The organism is Lacinutrix sp. WUR7, from assembly GCF_016864015.1.
GTDB lineage: Bacteria > Bacteroidota > Bacteroidia > Flavobacteriales > Flavobacteriaceae > Oceanihabitans.
Window position 1 is genome coordinate 711,363 of the sequence record NZ_CP045067.1, and the last position, 17,494, is coordinate 728,856.

Genomic DNA, 17,494 nt, shown 5'->3' on the forward strand with positions numbered 1-17,494 from the left:
AAAAAATATAGATGAAACACCTCTACTTTAGCCTTTTATTATTCTTTGGTATTATAAACCTTTCTCATGCACAAGATTTAATTGCTGCAAAAATAATAGACTCTATAACCCAAAACCCTATACCTTATGCAACAATTTCGCTAAATAATACCAGCGGAGTTATAAGTAATGATTTTGGGGTTTTTCATTTAAATATTAAGAAAAAATTCACTAAATCAGATTCCTTATTCATTAGCTGTTTAGGTTATGAGACGAAACAACTATCTATTAAAAGTGTCACAGATAGTATTATTTCTTTAAGTCCGAAATCTATTGACTTAGACGAGGTTTTAATTAGCAATAAAAATTATTCCATGGATGAGATTATAGACTTCATAAAAGACAGTTTACCAACAAACTATAGTCATGATCCACAAAAAAGCAAACTATTTTTCAGACAATCATACCACTCGAATATTGTTAAAAATAATGTTGTCATTGAAAAAACAACCATTCCGGAATTCAATCAAAATTTCATAGATAGTATATTACGAGTATTACCTAAAAAATCGAGTAATTATACAGAAATCCTAGGAGTACTTTATAAAAATAATGACACAGATGCTATCAGTAAATTAGATATAATAAAAGCCTCCGAATTATACGATAAAAACAATGAAATAGATTCAGAAAAACTCGAAGAAAAGTTTAATGCAATTGCAAGAAAACATATAAAAAGAGACTCTTATTTTAAAATAAAATCAGGTTGGTTTGGAACCAAAACAGAAATAGATTCTTCCCTTTTTGAAACTCCAGAAGAAAAAGAATCTGTCGCATATTTAGAGGCTAAAAAAAAGGAAGAAAAAGAGCGTAAAGAAAACTTTATAAAGTACAGAAAAATAACAATATCTAACTTAGAAAATAAAGGATTTTTAAATGAAGACTCCAACCTAAACATCATTCATAAGTCTAATAGATACGAATTTGAATTATTAGACTATGCTTTTTTAAATGGTAATTTTGTTTATAAAATTGCTTTTAAACCAAAACGAGGTGAAGATTATAAAGGCACGATGTATGTTAATACAGATGATTTCGCTATTATTCGTTTAGATTATGAAAACGTAAAAGCACTTCGAGATTTTAGTCTATTGGGAGTATCTGTAAACCATTATTTACAAAGAGGTACAATCATTTACGAAAAAAACAAAGCAGATACATACGGTTTAAAATATTTTGAAATTGTAGATGGTGAAAGTGTTGGAATTAAAAGACCACTAAAAATTATTGAAAAAAACAAAAATGTAAAAGGAAGACGTAAACAAAATGAGGTTTCTGCGAACATAAATTTAAAGATAACAAACATTAACAAAAAAGAATTAGTTGTTTTTGAAAACGATAATATTACCAAAGAGACTTTTAATAATTTTAAAGAAAAAGCAGCTATTAAGCCAACTTACTTACCTCACTACGATCCTGATTTCTGGGAAGGATATAACGTAATAGAACCAAATCAAGCAATTAAAAACTTTAAAAGTATCGAGTAAATCAAGTTAATGACTGGAAACTACAATATCACTTCTTGGCTATTTATACAAAGAAGGTTTTAGGTGCTTCCGCAGAAGATTTATATGCTTATTATAGAAAGCATATTGAGTAAATAGATTATTTGTTTCTCCCTTTTTCATTAGGATATAAAGTGTGCACCTCTTCACTTTGAAAAAAATCTTTAGTATCTATATCTAATGCAGAAAGCTTCCCTTTAAAAGCAACTCCGGTATCTACATTCCAAACATTTATAGCATTGGTTGGTGTATATAAATTAAAGTTCGTGGTTGGTGTATGTCCGATATAAATCTCGTAGTAATGCTTTAATCTATTTGGGTAAATAATAGAATCCTTTGTGATGCTTTTATCCATGATTAACGCCATTTCCCAAAGCGTTCTATCAGAATAAAAATTTACAGTATCCCATTCTCTTTCCACACCATGCATAGACGTAAATCCGGCATGTAAAAACAATCTTTTTTCATCATCTACTAGGTAAAGACACATGTCTTTAAAAAACTGGAGATGTTCTTTTTTATCGGCTTCGGAAACCCCTTTATAACTCGCTATGGTTTCTTTTCCTCCATGTAGATACCACGTTTCATTTATGGTTCCGGTTTCTAACCATAGTTCACACCAAACATCATGATTTCCTTTTATAAAAACACATTCATATTCTTTTGCAAATGCAATTAAAAACTGAATCACTTGTGCTGAATCACTCCAACCATCTACATAGTCGCCAAGAAAAATAAAACGATCCTCTTTCTTAATTTCTATGCGTTCTAATAATTGCTCCAAGGCTTTTAGTCCGCCATGAATATCTCCTATTGCAAGTGTTCTATTATGTTTCATTTATTATTTGGTAGCAAAATATATAGTTAAAAAACGAATGGTAAATATTAGCATTCTAGGCTTCAAAACAAAAATTAGTATTTTATTAAAACGTTAGTTCTTTATTACATTAATATTGGTGATTTAGAAATATTGCCCGATTCCAAAGACTAAACCTTGTGTTTCTCCTTTAGTAATTCCGAAGCCATAATCGATTCTAAAAACGGCATTAAAGATTCGTTTATGTATGAATCTAAAACCAAAACCAGGATACACTCTAATATTTTTGGACTCCCCAAAATCACCTAAATCTCCACCAGGATTTCTCCAAGTACCAGCATCTATAAAAGCATTCCCTTGAATGGCTAACCAATCTTTATCCAATAACGTGTGTCTATATTCGGTATTCACAACAATAGCGCCTGTACCCCTATCAATGGTATTACCAACACCTCTTAAATTGACATTATTATCTACAGAAAAAGGAGCAAATGGAGTTTCATCATTAGTTGCTAAACCAACGCGCAATCTACTTGCCCAATTTCCTTTACCTCCTACTCTTTTGTAATAATGTAAATCATTCCATCCAATTACAAAATCAGAGACATCTTGACTCGTTGCAGTGACATATTGTATGTTAAACAAACTTCTAAATCCGGACACATATTGGTAATCATAATCCAGATTATTAAACTCATAAATACCTTTATATAATAATTTATTAATAGACAGTTCTTGTGGCACCGAAGGATTAGTAGCACCATTTATATAGTTATATTCCTCTAAAAAATAATTCACACCTATTTCAAAACGGTTCTTAAAATTAGGCTGATATAATGTTAAAACTTCATAAGATTTATTCTTGTACTTGTAATTTGCAGTAGTACCATTAAAGAAAACTGGCTCTTCCGTATTTAAGTTTTGATGATTGATTGCTAAACCAAATTCTCTACTAAATAAAAAAGGGGCTCTGAAATTGATTCCATAAGAACTAAAGATATCCTTCTGATAAAAACCGCCAAAAATAATATTCTGACCTAATGCATTAAACTCATAAACACCCAAACGATAAGCAAATTCATCATCATTGGTGGTATAAATACTTACCGAAGGAATAATGGTGAAATTCTCTTCAATATTATAAAACACATTATAACTATTATTATGCGAAAAAAACACTTGATAATACGCGTGAGCAACAGCTGGCAAACGTTTTAATCGTTTAATATCTTCTTCTAAAATAGTGGAATCTAAAACTTTTCCTGCTTTTGCCTTAGATATTTTTTTAACTAGAGACGACTTTAGTTTTTTATTACCTTGAATTTTTAAATCCAAAATAACTTTATCCTGGGCCACAGCAAAAGTAGATATGAAAGCAATAATTAGTATAACTATTTTTCTATTCCACATCTTTTTTAGGCTTGAAAATATGCTTTAATTATTTTTTCTACAGGCTTATTCTGCGGTGTAAACCTATTGTTTTTTTCTCCGCCAACATTGGCATGATCGTGAAACCATTTCCATACAAATCCTCCTGCAAACCAATCTTCTTTCCAAAAAGTATCAAATAATGCAATAGTTGTATTATTCTGTGCTTCCAGGTTTACAACATCCAAACCTCTTTCAGAGTTCCAAGGTTCTTTCCCTGCGTAATCGGCACTTCTATAACCAAACTCTGTAAATAAAATTGGTTTTTTATATCTATCTGAAATCTCTTTTATTACGGATTTATGCATTTTCCAACCTTCCAAACATTCTGCTACCGTTGGTGTTTTACTAGCACTAACCGGAAAATAAGCATCTACTCCAATATAATCTAACTGACTCCAAAAAGGAGTTCGTTTAAACTCGTCCCAATTTGCTGCATAGGTGAGTTTTCCTTTGTACACTTTTCTTATCTCTACAATTAGTGCACTCCAATATGCTGGTCTGTTGGTTACAAATTGTTCTAACTCTGTACCAACACAAAAGATATCGGCATTAATTTCTTGGGCTAGTTTTGCATACTCAAGAATAAAACTAGAATACGAACTTTCTAATTTTTCCCAATCCGTTTCGGATTCCATTTTTATGTAACCCGTAAATTGCCCTCGAGAAACCCAAATTTGGGGTTTAATCATTATTTTTATGCCTTTTGCTTCTAAGCTTTTTGCATACTGTTCAGCGCCTACTCTACTTTCTCCATACCATTGCCTCTCCGTATTGTAAACAACTTCGGGATGTTCCAGTTCTCTAATAAACCCAAAAGGCATTACTGCAGCAAAATTGGCATTAATATCTTTTACCGGATTTACATGTTCTTCTGTTACAGCAGTTCTGGAAGCTACAAAACTTACACCATTAATTTTTGTTTGTGATGAGCAGGACTGTAACGTGCAGATTATAGCTGTAAAAAGAAGCTTTATGTATTTCATACTATTCTATTATTCACGAAATATAAGAAAAAGATCCCGCTAATACAGCCGGATCTTTTTCTAAACACTTTTAAAAATATTCCTGTTTTTATAGTAATGCTCTAAGTCCTAAACTAAAAGTACTACCTAGTCCTTGAAAATTATTTCCTCTTACAATTTTACCATAAGAAGCTTCTAAATTTAACACTTTGGTCAATTGGTATTTACCACCAAAACCTAATTGCGTATAATTTTGTTCAAAATCATTTCCTAAATCTATTAAAAATGCTTGTTGTGCATTTACAAACAAGGTAGATTTAGAAGATGGAAAATAACTTAAAAAAGCACTTACCGGAAGAAACAAACTATTATTAGCAAAACGCTCACCTACATTAACAGCATCTCCACTTGCAATAGCATCTGAAGTGGATTCCCCAAAATTAAATCCGAAATCGGCTTCCGTAAATATTTGCCAATCGCCACCACCAAACGTTTTATCGTAGAAAAATTTTGTTTCCCAAAACGTACTTCTCTTATCTAAATATGCAGGAACATCTTTGTCTTTAAAGATTGGTAAATACACCGAACTTGTAAAAGAGAAGTTAGGCACACTTGCAAAAGGTTGCACTCTAATAGAAGGCGCTATAGTTGTCAAACCGCTTCTAGAATCTACACCGTTGTTTTCAAAATCGAAAACACTAAAAGCGTCTTGTCCGCCATAATTATTTGCTCGTACCTGAATAATCAAACCAACATTAATTCTTGCATTTTTACTAACCCCAGTATAAATCTCAGTGGTATTGGTGAAAAAATTCTCTCTATCAATATCAAAAGATTTCCCTGTTCCTGCTCCTGTTTTTTTTGTTTGTGTATACAGGCTATTAAAAAATTTAATATCCCATTGCCCTTTATTTAATAATTTACTTGGTGTAAACTCCTGAACATTACTTCTTGCTGGCTCTTTTTCTTCTTGTGCAAACCCAACAAAGCTTATTGCTAATGCGATTGCTAATACGATTACTTTTTTCATTTTTATGATTTCGTTTTATTCTTAGTTAGTTATTGGTTGTTTATTTTCCAGTTGTATTCAAAATACGTTAGCTTATAATCTGTTGGTATTTTTTCGGTTCTAATGGTATTTATATATTCTATTTCAGTTTTACCGTTCTTCGTAAAATCTTCTTTATACCATTCTAATATTTTAGAACCAGCAACACTTTTATTTTTAGCATTTACTTTAATAAAATAATCTCCGTTTAAAGCCAATTGTGTTTGCTTTTGTAATTGCGCTTCTAAAGTAGTTGGTAAGTATGCTTTACTAATTAATGGCGGACAACCAACAGCGCCACAAACTAAAACAAAATGAAATCGAGGATCTTTAAATTCTGCTCGTAACAACTTGTTTTCTATAGTATTTAAGGATACTTTTTTACCCGCTACATGATGTAATGTCTTATCGAAAAAACCACTATCATCTAATGGTGATTTTGTTGGATAGTTATCCACCAATCCTTTAATTACCGATAAATTATACGCATTTATCCAAAAGGCTTGGTAATTTGCGGTATCACTTTTAGAAACCGTTATTCCTTCCGCTATTTTTAAAACGGCATCTAAAGATTTGGTATCTTTTTTTATCGCATCATAGGCAACTTTTCCGTGTAAAACATTTGCTTTAAAAAAAGCATCCGCTTGTGTAAAAAAGGTTTCTAAGTTTTGCGCTTTCGCGGAAAAACCTCCTAATAAAATTAATGCTACTAGTATTATTTTTTTCATTTTAATATGTTTTAATTCTTTTCTGTTACTCCTAAAAAATGCAGACAAAACGAATATCTTAATCGGTATAACTTTCGCTTCAGTCTAAAACACCTCTAGAAACTTTCAAAAAAATATTAAAAAAACTCTGGTCTCCATGCTTGAAAAAACCTTACAAAGCCACGTAGTTTATATCTATTCTAAATACCTCCTTCAGATTAAGTTTTTATCTTGTATAACGACCTAATCACAATAGAATTAAAAAACCAAACTAAAATATGGAACATGTAGTTATTATAGGAAATGGTATTTCCGGCGTAACAGTAGCCCGACATATTCGAAAAAATTCCAATAAAAAGATCACTATCATCTCTGCCGAAACAGATTACTTTTTCTCGCGTACTGCACTAATGTACATATACATGGGACATATGAAGTTTGAGCATACACAACCTTATGAGAATTCGTTTTGGGAAAAAAATCGCATCGAATTAAAAAAAGGTTTTGTAACCTCCATAGATACCGAATCTAAAACACTGCAATTTGCAGAAGGCGACAGCTTACAATACGACAAATTAGTAATTGCGACTGGAAGTAAACCTAACAAATTTGGTTGGCCAGGACAAGATTTAGAAGGTGCACAAGGTTTATATAGCAAACAAGATTTAGATAGTATAGAGCGTAATGCACCAGACAACAAAACCTGTAAACGTGCGGTTATTGTTGGTGGCGGATTAATAGGAATTGAATTAGCCGAAATGCTAAACTCTAGAAGTATTCCCGTAACTTTTTTAGTTAGAGAAAATAGTTTTTGGAACGGTGTTTTACCAGAAGGAGAAAGCGCGATGATTAATAGACATATAAAAAATCACCATATCGATTTACGATTAGGTTTCAATTTAAAGGAAATTAAATCGGATGAAAACGGCAAAGTAAAATCCATCGTTATTACCGAAACTGAAGAAGAAATAGACTGTAATGTTGTTGGTTTAACCGCAGGTGTTTCCCCAAATATCGATTTCCTTAAATCTTCCACTATTGAAATTAATAGAGGTGTTTTAGTCAACAGACATTTAGAAACCAATATTCCAGATGTTTATGCGATTGGCGATTGTGCCGAGCAACGCGATAGTGGTATTGGAGAACGCAGACCTATTGAAGCTGTTTGGTATACTGGAAGAATGATGGGAGAAACTTTAGCGCAAACCATTTGTGGTAATAGAATAGAATACAAACCCAGACATTGGTTTAACTCTGCTAAATTCTTAGATATCGAATACCAAACCTATGGTTGGGTATATGCAAAACCAAGAGAAAACGAAGCGCATTTTCATTGGAAACACGAAGATGACACCAAATGTATTACGGTATGTTATGACACTACAAATAATACTTTTTTAGGTATTAATACCTTCGGAATTAGAATGCGTCATGAAATATTTGACCGTTGGCTAACCGAAAAACGCGATGTAGATTATGTTATGAAAAATCTACCGGAAGCTAACTTTGATCCAGAATTTTACAAGCATTTTGAAAAAGACATTCTAGCTGCTTACACCAAACAATTACAAACAGCATAACCCTAAAAAAATGAGCAATAAAATAGATCACAGTATGTCTTTGGCAACACCAGATGCCTTAAATATAACGACCAAACAAAAAATAGCCTTAGCCACTGGATTAATTGGATTATTTATACTAATTCTCGCTGTATTTAATGTAGACTTTCCTAACAGAGCGGTTTTCTTAACCATATCCTTAGGTTTGATTATTGGCGGAACCGTTGTATACTCTCGAGAAGCGTATCTCACCAAATTAGAAGGTATAAAAAATGATGGTGCTTGGTTTAAATCCATATCCTCACGAGGTGTTCTTGGTTGGGCATTAGGTGTTTTTTTAACGACATTTTATATCGTACTTTATTTCTTTCCTAAATACTTGGGATTAGGAGTTGATGGTGCTGCAAATACTGGTTTAGTTGCACTTTTCGATCCGTTAAGCAACCTATTAAGCGGTAATAACGCCAGTCAGTGGTTTGTTTACGGAACCTTATATACCGTCGCTATTTTAGCCTTTGGGTATAAGTTCATGCTAAAATACAGACACAACCGCTATCAGCAATTACGTACCGCATCGGTAATGTTTTTTCAAACCGCATTTGCCTTTGTGATTCCAGAATTAATGGCGCGTTTAAATTCAGACGACTTCTCACTACCTTATAATGATCTTAAAAATATGTGGCCTTTAAACTACTATGCCTTTGATCAATGGCGAGTAGATCAGTTTATCAATGCACAAACTGTTGGGTTATTTTTCTTAATCTTAGGTGTGGTAATGATTTTTGTTATTTCCCCATTCCTAACGTACAAATATGGTAAACGTTGGTATTGTTCTTGGGTATGTGGTTGTGGCGGATTGGCAGAAACTGCAGGAGATGCGTTTAGACATTTAAGTGATAAAAGCACAAAAGCATGGAAATTTGAAAGATGGATGATTAATTCTGTCCTTGTATTTTCGGTAGTAACAACAGTGGCCGTAATATCTACTTATTTAGGTTACGATTCTGAAAAATACTGGTTTACAAAAAGCGCATTCTTAATTAGTATTGGTGTATTCTTAACCGTTTTACTTGCAGGAATACTGTATTATAAAAGAGAAGAATTAAACAAAAGTGCCTTTAAAGGAGCTATTGGTTTTTATATTTTAACGATTGCTTTCTTGGTATTCTTTTCTTTCTTCGACTTAAGTCAGATAAAAATTAATGCTAGCTATTTTTCTTTCGGTTTAAACCAAAACACCTATAATTTTGATAGCGCATTACGAAGCTTTTATGGTTTCGGAATTGGTTCTATATTTTCTGGAGTTATCGGTACTGGATTCTATCCTATTTTAGGAAACAGAACTTGGTGTAGAATGGGTTGTCCAATGGCAACTATCATGGGAATCCAACAACGTTTATTTTCTAGATTTAGAATTACAACCAATGGCGGACAATGTATCTCATGTGGGAATTGTTCTAACAGTTGTGAAATGGGGATCGATGTTCGTGCGTATGCGCAAAAAGGAGAAAATATTGTACGTTCTAGTTGCGTTGGTTGCGGTGTTTGTAGCGCAGTTTGCCCAAGAGGTGTATTAAAATTAGAAAATGATAGTATGGATGGAAGAATTAATCCGACTGAAGTATTATTAGGAAACGATGTAGACCTTATGGACTTATTAAATAAAAACTAAGTGCTTGTATTTGCTCGTGTTTCGGATTTAACTTTCTATGAAAAAGATACTATACCTATTCCTATTGTTGGCAAGTTGTAACGCTTTCGCGGAAAAAACGTATGTCAAAACATATTATAAGAATGGTATAATAAAAGCGGAAGGTTGGATAGAAAACACGCATAAAATCGAGTATTGGAAATATTATTACCCAACCGGAAACTTAGAAAAAGCAGGTGTATTTAATGCAAATCTAGAAGATGGCTTTTGGAAATTTTATTACGACAATAAAAACCTAAAAGCCGAAGGGCATTTTTTAAACGGAAAACGATCTGGTTTTTGGACCTACTTCTATTCAGATAATACGCGAAATAAATTTGGACATTTCAAAAACGACTTAAAAACTGGTTGTTGGGAAAGCTATCATAGCAATGGAAACCTAATGTACAAAGGCAATTACAGCAAAGGCCTTTTTAATAATTATTGGAAATTCTATCATTTTAACGGTATACTAAAAAAAGAAGGTAACTTTGCACACGGAAAACCAACAGCATACTGGAAAAACTATTATCAAAATGGCACCCTAAAATCGGAAGGTCTTTTTAAAAACGGACAAGAAGATGGCTTTTGGGTTTATTATTTCGATAATGGAAAACAAAAGAAAACAGGGTATTTCAAAGTTGGTATAGAAACCAACTATTGGACCTTTTTCAAAACCAATGGCACTAAAGAAAAAGAAGGTCATTATGTGAACGGAAAAAAAGCAGATTGGTGGTTGTTTTATGATAACATGGAAAAAGTGAATCATAGGTGTCAATTAAAAGACAATCAAAAAAACGGCTATTGCTTGATGTATAAAAACGAGAAACTAGTTTCTGCCAGTAAATTTTCAGAAGGAAAAAAAATTAAAACGTGGACTGATTTGGCCACTTTTAAAAGAGAAAATAAATTAAGTGATCTTAAGTAAATGCCCAAAATAAAAGTAATAATACCTGCTTATAACGAACAAGACTCTATTGCGAATGTTATTCATGACATTCCTAAAACGGTAGATGAAGTTATTGTGGTTAGTAATAACTCTACTGATGCTACAGAAGCGAATGCAAAAAATGCTGGTGCAACCGTTTTAACCGAAAACAGAAAAGGCTATGGATACGCTTGTTTAAAAGGGATGGATTACATTTCAAAACAAGAAAGCCAACCAGATATTGTTGTTTTTCTGGATGGCGATTATAGCGATTTTCCGGAAGAATTAACCAAAATAGTAGCACCAATTATTGATAATAACACCGATTTTGTAGTTGGAGCACGAGTGAAAGAACTTCGGGAATTAGGTTCTATGACACCACAACAAGTTTTTGGTAATTGGCTAGCAACCTTTTTAATGAAAGTCTTTTTTGGTGCAAAATTCACAGACCTTGGACCATTTAGAGCCATTAAATACGACAAACTTTTAGCTTTAAAAATGGAAGACAAAACTTATGGTTGGACTGTAGAAATGCAACTAAAAGCTTTAAAACAAAAATTAACATATATAGAAATACCTGTAAACTACAGAAACCGAATTGGGGTTTCTAAAGTATCAGGAACTGTAAAAGGAAGCGTTTTTGCAGGAATTAAAATCCTTGGATGGATTTTTAAATACAGCTTTAAAAAATGATTTTAGAAACCACAATCATCATTATCTATTCGATTGCATTGTTGCTTATTTTCTTTTATGCAATAGCACAACTTAATCTGTTGTTCAATTATATTGCTGCACAAAAGAAGGAAGATAATTCGCCGCAATTAGACTTTAATAATCCAGACGAAATTCCTTACGTAACCATACAACTTCCGGTGTATAACGAGTTGTATGTTATGGAGCGTTTGCTAGATAATATTGCAAAAATAGAATACCCAAAAGACAAGTTAGAGATTCAGGTTTTAGACGATTCTACAGACGAAACTATTGCAACTACAGCTGCTCAAATTGAAAAAATAAAAGCACAAGGTTTAGATATCATTCATATTTGCAGATCTAACAGAGAAGGCTTCAAAGCTGGGGCTTTAAAAGAAGGTTTAAAAATTGCAAAAGGAGAATATATAGCCATTTTTGATGCCGATTTCCTTCCTAATAAAAACTGGTTACTACAAACCATTCCGCATTTTAAAGACAAACAAATTGGCGTGGTACAAACCCGTTGGGCGCACATCAACAGAAACTACTCTACACTAACAAAAATTCAAGCTTTTGCCTTAGATGCACATTTCACTTTAGAGCAAGTAGGTAGAAATAGTAAAGGACATTTTATTAACTTTAATGGTACCGCAGGTGTTTGGCGAAAAGCATGTATTCTTGACGCAGGAAACTGGGAAGGAGATACGTTAACCGAAGATTTAGATTTAAGCTACAGAGCACAACTTAAAAACTGGAAATTTAAATATTTAGAAGATGTAGAAACTCCTGCAGAATTACCTGTAGTAATTAGTGCAGCACGTTCGCAACAGTTTCGATGGAATAAAGGAGGCGCAGAAAACTTTAGAAAAATGATGTTTAAAGTGCTTAAAAGCAAAAACATTTCTGCAAAAACAAAAATGCACGGCTTACTACATTTATTAAACTCTACCATGTTTTTAAACGTACTTATTGTTGCCATTTTAAGTATCCCAATGCTATATATTAAAAACGAATACGCACACTTAAAAAACTATTTTTACGTGATGAGTTTCTTTGTAATAAGCACGCTTATTTTCTTTGTTTGCTACTGGTTTATGTTTAAAAAAATATATGGTAGTTCGTTAAAGAACTTTATACAATACATTGGACTTTTCTTTACCTTTTTCTCTATCGCAATGGGTTTTTCTCTGCATAACTCTATTGCTGTTTTAGAAGGTCATTTTGGTAAGCGTAGTGATTTTGTACGTACACCAAAATTTAATATTAATAAAGTTACCGATAGCTGGAAAGGCAACAAATACTTAAAGAAAAACATATCGGCACATGTGATTATAGAAGGTATCCTCATGCTGTATTTCGCATTTGGTATGTATAGCGCATTTGTAGTTGGTGATCAAGGTGGCGATTTTGGATTATTCCCTTTTCACCTGATGCTTTTCTTAGGTTTCGGATTTGTATTTTTAAAATCCTTAACCTCTAAAGCCTAGTTATAATTTGGGCGTTTCTTTTTTTAATCCTGCCAGGTTTCCAAAACCTTACAGCATCATAAAAAGTCGCGCTTTCCGCTATATCTTTTTTGCCTTGTTCTCGATACCAATTTGCTCATACTTCACAAATGCACTCGAACAGACGCAAAAAAAGGATGCCGCATCAATCGCTAACGCAGTTCATTACTCCATTTTATGCACTTCTAGTTCGATTTCAATCAGGAATTCTGGCACTGCCAATTCTTTAACGCCAAGCCAAGAACCAGTTGGAAATTGTTTCGTATAAATAGAATTTCGATAGGCTGCATTTTCTAAAAACAAAGCCATGTTTGTCGTAAAAACATTTTCTACAACCACATCATCAAATGTGCAACCGTAATGTTTTAAAATTTTATCTAAATCGGCATAACAATTTTTCATTTGCTGTCCTAAATCACCAATAGCTGTAGGGTTTCCTTCATCATCCATACTTACAGCTCCAGAAATTTTAATGGCATTTCCAATTTTTACGGCATGAGAATATCCGTACGCTTTTTCAACCTCTGGTCGAAGTAAAAAATATTCTGCGTTTCGGTTTTAACAATTATCTCTTTTTCTACTATCATTTCTTTTTCCTCTTGTTTGCAACTTTACATGCTAACTGCAATAGAGAAAAGAAATAGAATTAGGAATACATTTTTAGAAAGATTGCTTTGTTTTTTCATATTGGTAATTGTTTATTTACTATTATATTTAGTTTTCTGATTTTCTTTTTTTAATCTAAAATTTATCTTTTCATCAACTTGTCTAAAAGACCCAATAATTGGAAGGATTTCTTTTTAGATTCTACTATATTATAGGTATAGTTTTCTTTAAAGTTTTTAATGCCAATTCTATCTTCTGGTGTTCTTTCCTCCGCATTAGCTATGTAAGTGGTATCCAATTCCCCTTTGTTACCTATATTACGGCAAATAGCTTCATATACGCCTAAATTGTCGGTTATTTTTTTCACAACTTCTTCCAATTCAAAAACGTTATAGCTAGATGCTGCTTCTGTTGCTTTTTTATTTTTTGTTATTAAAAACAATAAGAAGAAGACTATTAGAATGCCAATTAAAGTATTATTTGGTTTCATGATCTTTAGTTTTTTTTAATAGGTACAGCTTATTAACTACATAATGTAATCTACTGCATATAACAAACTTACATATTTTTTAAAAACCAAAACAGCGTATAAACACCTAATTATGAGTTTAATAACTATTTTACGCAAAGAAAAATTCACTCCTTGTTATTTTAAATACTATAGTAATTTTAAACCTATAAAGCCGACAAACAAATAATATTTATATTTGATCCATGCTTTACAACACCTTTTTTTTAAAACTCAGAAAACCTTCTATTTTATTGGTATTAGCATGTATATTATTTTACTATTCTTTTGCCTATAATTTAGTAAGAACAGATTACATAAAGCTAATTACACTGTATGTTGCTTTGTTTATTTTATTTTACAAACTGGTTAGTATTAACAAAAACAATTTTAAATTTTTAGCATGGACTGCCTTTATATTTCGAGCTATATTTATTCTTGCCATTCCTAATTTATCACAAGACTTTTATCGTTTTATTTGGGATGGACGCATGATACTAGAAGGTTTCAATCCGTATTTATACACACCAGAATCTTTTCTAACAAATAACGAATTACCCGTACATCAAGCCGAAGCATTATATGCAGGAATGGGAACCTTAAATGGAAGCCACTTTACTAACTATCCACCAATAAACCAGCTTTGTTTTGTGATTGCAGGAATCTTTGGAGGCAAAAGTATTTTAGGTGCTGCTATGGCTTTAAGGTTATTAATTATTGCTGCAGATTTTGGTACCCTTTACTTTGGAAAAAAGCTACTTGAAAAACTAAAACTGCCAGTACAAAATATTTTCTGGTACATTTTAAATCCTTTTATCATTATAGAACTTACGGGGAATTTACATTTTGAAGGTGTTATGATTTTCTTTTTAGTTTGGAGTTTATATCTACTGCATATTGGAAAATGGAAACAAGCAGCTGTGGTTTTTGCATGTTCGATTTCGGTAAAACTAATTCCGTTGTTGTTTTTGCCTTTGTTATTTAAATATTTCAGGAAACCGATGGTCCTTTCTAGTGAAACGGAAAAATCTTCAGAAGACACAGGTGCTTCGACTGCGCTCAGCATGACAAGATTAATAACATTTTATAGTATTGTTGGTTTTACTACACTACTTCTATTTCTTCCTTTTTATTCTTCCGAATTTATAAACAACTATGCACAAACGGTTGGTTTATGGTTTCAGAATTTTGAATTTAACGCAAGTATTTATTACATCGCTAGAGAAATTGGCTATTGGTTTAGAGGCTATAACGAAATTGCAATTATTGGTAAAACCCTTCCTATTTTAGTACTCTTATTCGTTTTATATTTGGCGTTTTTCAAAAAGAATACCAGTACCAAACAACTCATACAATCGATGCTATTTGCATTTGCTTTTTACTTATTTTTAAGCACAACCATACATCCTTGGTATGTAGCAACCTTATTAATACTTTCTGTTTTTACCACTTATAAATTCCCGTTAGTTTGGAGTTTTGCTATCATTCTAAGTTACTTAGCATATATACAAATTGACAAAGCAGACAAGTCGGAAAACCTATATATTATTGCATTAGAGTATCTTATTGTTTTTAGTGTATTTTTGTATGAGCTCATAAAAAGAAAATCTATTGAAAATTAATTTTAAAAAATTATTAAGACGCTTTAAGCGAACTGTTGTAGCGTTGATATTGCTGTATCTCTTCTCGTTGGTGTTTTTATATTTTAAACAGGAACGCTTCTTTTTTAATCCGAAACACTTAGAAAAAGATTATGTTTTTCAGTTTAAAGAACCTTTTGAAGAAGTAAATATTGAAGTAGAAAAAGATATTTTTTTAAACGCTGTTCTTTTTAAAGCGGAAGCACCTAAAGGAGTTATTTTATATTTTCATGGTAATGCAGGAGCGATACATGATTGGGGGAAACGCGCACATTTATTTTTAGAGAACAATTACGATGTGCTTTTTGTAGACTATAGAAATTACGGAAAAAGCGATGGCAATTATAGCAATAGCGATGCACTTTTACAAGATGCACAAAAAGTATACGAGTATACAAAAATGCGTTATAGCGAAGACCAAATTACGGTTTTAGGATTTTCATTAGGCACAGGAATGGCGAGTTATGTAGCCTCAAAAAACAATCCGAAAATGCTGATCTTAAATGCACCTTATTATTCTTGGCAAACCTTAATTGCTGATGAGATTGCCCCTCCAGTACCTAAGTTTTTAATGCGTTATGATATACCTTCTTATCAATTTGTAAAAGCCGTAAAATGTCCGATACATATCTGTTATGGTACGCGAGATTTTTTAATAAATCCAGAAACGAATACCAAAAAACTAAAGGCTTTAAATCCTAAAAACATAACACTGCATCCAATTACAGACGCTGGACATAATGGTTTGCATATTACCAAAGCCTATTACGATTTGTTAAAAGTCATTCTTTAAAAAAGGTAAGATTTATTACAAACTAAAGAAACACGTTGGGTTGTGCTTCATTACCACAAACCACTAACCAATGATTAAATTCTTTAGATTATTGAAACATAATTTTGTGAAACAAAATCGAATGTCCAGTGGACATTTGGTTGCCATAGCCGCTTGCGGACTTAAGACAAACAAAAACATAAATTAATGATAAAGTTTTTTAGAAAGATTAGACAAAACTTACTTTCCGAAGGTAAAACTGGAAAATATTTTAAATATGCAATCGGCGAAATTGTACTTGTCGTGATTGGAATTTTGATTGCATTACAAATCAATAATTGGAATATAAAAGTCAAAGAAAGAAATGCCGAAAGATTAAATCTTATTGCACTTAAAGAGGAATTTAAAGAAAACAAAAAAGAACTAAATAATGTAATAGCTCTAAATGCCCAAATAATTACAGGTACAAAAAAAGTGATTCAGACATTTAAAGTTAGCACTCTAGATACAATTTCTGAACGAACAATTGCAATAAATATATCTGGAGCCCTTGCAAGAGAAATAAACTTTGTTCAAAGTTCAGGTGTGCTTTCTGAAATGTTAAGTTCAGGAGAATTAAAACTTATTCAAAATATCGAATTAAAACATCATCTTGCTGGATTTGGAAGTTGGATAGAACGAAATGAGCAACAGGAAAATGAAGTTAACCAATTTAGAAAAGACATTACAACGCAAATCCTAAAATCAGGTAGTTTCAAAAAAATAATTACAGAGTTAGGTAGTCCGGATTTTAATTGGGAAACATCTTTAGATTCAGTAAATAATAAATCGTTGTTTAATTCGATAAAGCTATTAAACCATCTAATCGTATTTAAATCGGCATCAGAAATGACGACCAGACAAATCTATGAGCCTTTAAGCAAAGAAGTTGATGCAATTTTAAAATTGATAAATTCTGAATTGAAAAAATAAATAACTTAAGACGTTTATAATTAATGTCTAGCCCTGGTCTACTTACGAAAATCCTTTCGGATTTTCTATTCGGTTTTTATTTGCTAAATTAGGTGTTTAAGCCACGCAACAA

Annotated in this window: 16 protein-coding genes; 9 read left to right on the plus strand and 7 right to left on the minus strand. The window is 32.2% G+C overall.

All coding sequences use genetic code 11. The features are described from left to right. Positions 1-11 precede the first annotated feature (11 nt). Entirely contained in the window at positions 12-1,526 is a 1,515-nt protein-coding gene (locus tag FG167_RS03130; RefSeq protein WP_203459990.1) for a carboxypeptidase-like regulatory domain-containing protein, read from the plus strand. Between the two features lie 118 nt (positions 1,527-1,644). Here FG167_RS03130 and FG167_RS03135 read toward each other — a convergent pair whose 3' ends face one another. From FG167_RS03135 to FG167_RS03155, 5 genes are all read right to left on the minus strand, one after another. Next, on the minus strand, positions 1,645-2,382 hold the full coding sequence (locus tag FG167_RS03135; protein WP_203459991.1) for a metallophosphoesterase family protein: 738 nt from the start codon (positions 2,380-2,382) through the stop codon (positions 1,645-1,647). A gap of 123 nt (positions 2,383-2,505) precedes the next feature. Next, entirely contained in the window at positions 2,506-3,696 is a 1,191-nt protein-coding gene (locus tag FG167_RS03140; protein WP_370568394.1) for an outer membrane protein assembly factor, read from the minus strand. 80 nt (positions 3,697-3,776) lie between these two features. Further along, on the minus strand, positions 3,777-4,775 hold the full coding sequence (locus tag FG167_RS03145; RefSeq protein ID WP_203459993.1) for a glycoside hydrolase: 999 nt from the start codon (positions 4,773-4,775) through the stop codon (positions 3,777-3,779). 88 nt (positions 4,776-4,863) lie between these two features. Next, entirely contained in the window at positions 4,864-5,784 is a 921-nt protein-coding gene (locus tag FG167_RS03150; protein ID WP_203459994.1) for a hypothetical protein, read from the minus strand. 29 nt (positions 5,785-5,813) lie between these two features. After that, positions 5,814-6,530 (minus strand): DUF547 domain-containing protein, encoded by a 717-nt coding sequence (locus tag FG167_RS03155; protein ID WP_203459995.1) that lies wholly within the window; start codon positions 6,528-6,530, stop codon positions 5,814-5,816. 257 nt (positions 6,531-6,787) lie between these two features. On the opposite strand from FG167_RS03155, the gene FG167_RS03160 reads away from it, so the two are divergent. From FG167_RS03160 to FG167_RS03180, 5 genes are read left to right on the plus strand one after another with little or no spacing between them, the layout of a single operon-like run. Continuing rightward, positions 6,788-8,089, plus strand: a complete 1,302-nt coding sequence (locus tag FG167_RS03160) for an NAD(P)/FAD-dependent oxidoreductase (protein ID WP_203459996.1) — start codon at positions 6,788-6,790, stop codon at positions 8,087-8,089. 10 nt (positions 8,090-8,099) lie between these two features. Next, on the plus strand, positions 8,100-9,740 hold the full coding sequence (locus tag FG167_RS03165) for a 4Fe-4S dicluster domain-containing protein (RefSeq protein WP_203459997.1): 1,641 nt from the start codon (positions 8,100-8,102) through the stop codon (positions 9,738-9,740). Positions 9,741-9,777: 37 nt separating this feature from the next. Beyond that, positions 9,778-10,686, plus strand: a complete 909-nt coding sequence (locus FG167_RS03170; RefSeq protein ID WP_203459998.1) for a toxin-antitoxin system YwqK family antitoxin — start codon at positions 9,778-9,780, stop codon at positions 10,684-10,686. Next, positions 10,687-11,379 (plus strand): glycosyltransferase family 2 protein, encoded by a 693-nt coding sequence (locus FG167_RS03175; RefSeq protein ID WP_055442614.1) that lies wholly within the window; start codon positions 10,687-10,689, stop codon positions 11,377-11,379. Continuing rightward, positions 11,376-12,866, plus strand: coding sequence for a cellulose synthase family protein (locus FG167_RS03180; RefSeq protein WP_203459999.1), 1,491 nt, complete (start codon positions 11,376-11,378; stop codon positions 12,864-12,866). Before FG167_RS03175 ends, FG167_RS03180 begins: the two co-directional genes overlap by 4 nt. Positions 12,867-13,049: 183 nt before the next feature. Here the strand turns inward: FG167_RS03180 and FG167_RS03185 are convergent, their stop codons facing one another. Together FG167_RS03185 and FG167_RS03190 are read right to left on the minus strand one after the other, a co-directional pair. Next, positions 13,050-13,370, minus strand: a complete 321-nt coding sequence (locus FG167_RS03185) for a RidA family protein (protein ID WP_203461039.1) — start codon at positions 13,368-13,370, stop codon at positions 13,050-13,052. Between the two features lie 262 nt (positions 13,371-13,632). Next, positions 13,633-13,980 carry a hypothetical protein gene (locus FG167_RS03190; protein ID WP_203460000.1) on the minus strand — a complete coding sequence of 116 codons (348 nt, stop codon included), beginning with the start codon at positions 13,978-13,980 and terminating at the stop codon, positions 13,633-13,635. Positions 13,981-14,204: 224 nt separating this feature from the next. Here FG167_RS03190 and FG167_RS03195 point away from each other — a divergent pair, with 224 nt between their 5' ends. The 3 genes from FG167_RS03195 (at position 14,205) to FG167_RS03205 (ending at position 17,382) form a co-directional block, all read left to right on the plus strand. Next, positions 14,205-15,620: a mannosyltransferase gene (locus tag FG167_RS03195; protein WP_203460001.1), complete on the plus strand. Its 1,416-nt coding sequence runs from the start codon at positions 14,205-14,207 to the stop codon at positions 15,618-15,620. Then, positions 15,610-16,431, plus strand: a complete 822-nt coding sequence (locus tag FG167_RS03200; protein WP_203460002.1) for an alpha/beta hydrolase — start codon at positions 15,610-15,612, stop codon at positions 16,429-16,431. Before FG167_RS03195 ends, FG167_RS03200 begins: the two co-directional genes overlap by 11 nt. Positions 16,432-16,617: 186 nt before the next feature. Continuing rightward, complete coding sequence (locus FG167_RS03205) at positions 16,618-17,382, plus strand: DUF6090 family protein (protein ID WP_203461154.1); 765 nt, start codon at positions 16,618-16,620, stop codon at positions 17,380-17,382. The last annotated feature ends 112 nt before the right edge of the window (positions 17,383-17,494 follow it).

Excerpts from the sequence above, each read along its gene's own strand:
- FG167_RS03155 (WP_203459995.1), bottom strand. The coding sequence starts at position 6,530 with ATGAAAAAAATAATACTAGTAGCATTAATTTTATTAGGAGGTTTTTCC.
- FG167_RS03180 (WP_203459999.1), top strand. The coding sequence starts at position 11,376 with ATGATTTTAGAAACCACAATCATCATTATCTATTCGATTGCATTGTTG.
- FG167_RS03160 (WP_203459996.1), top strand. The coding sequence starts at position 6,788 with ATGGAACATGTAGTTATTATAGGAAATGGTATTTCCGGCGTAACAGTA.
- FG167_RS03130 (WP_203459990.1), top strand. The coding sequence starts at position 12 with ATGAAACACCTCTACTTTAGCCTTTTATTATTCTTTGGTATTATAAAC.
- FG167_RS03165 (WP_203459997.1), top strand. The coding sequence starts at position 8,100 with ATGAGCAATAAAATAGATCACAGTATGTCTTTGGCAACACCAGATGCC.
- FG167_RS03205 (WP_203461154.1), top strand. The coding sequence starts at position 16,618 with ATGATAAAGTTTTTTAGAAAGATTAGACAAAACTTACTTTCCGAAGGT.
- FG167_RS03170 (WP_203459998.1), top strand. The coding sequence starts at position 9,778 with ATGAAAAAGATACTATACCTATTCCTATTGTTGGCAAGTTGTAACGCT.
- FG167_RS03190 (WP_203460000.1), bottom strand. The coding sequence starts at position 13,980 with ATGAAACCAAATAATACTTTAATTGGCATTCTAATAGTCTTCTTCTTA.
- FG167_RS03145 (WP_203459993.1), bottom strand. The coding sequence starts at position 4,775 with ATGAAATACATAAAGCTTCTTTTTACAGCTATAATCTGCACGTTACAG.
- FG167_RS03175 (WP_055442614.1), top strand. The coding sequence starts at position 10,687 with ATGCCCAAAATAAAAGTAATAATACCTGCTTATAACGAACAAGACTCT.
- FG167_RS03135 (WP_203459991.1), bottom strand. The coding sequence starts at position 2,382 with ATGAAACATAATAGAACACTTGCAATAGGAGATATTCATGGCGGACTA.
- FG167_RS03150 (WP_203459994.1), bottom strand. The coding sequence starts at position 5,784 with ATGAAAAAAGTAATCGTATTAGCAATCGCATTAGCAATAAGCTTTGTT.
- FG167_RS03195 (WP_203460001.1), top strand. The coding sequence starts at position 14,205 with ATGCTTTACAACACCTTTTTTTTAAAACTCAGAAAACCTTCTATTTTA.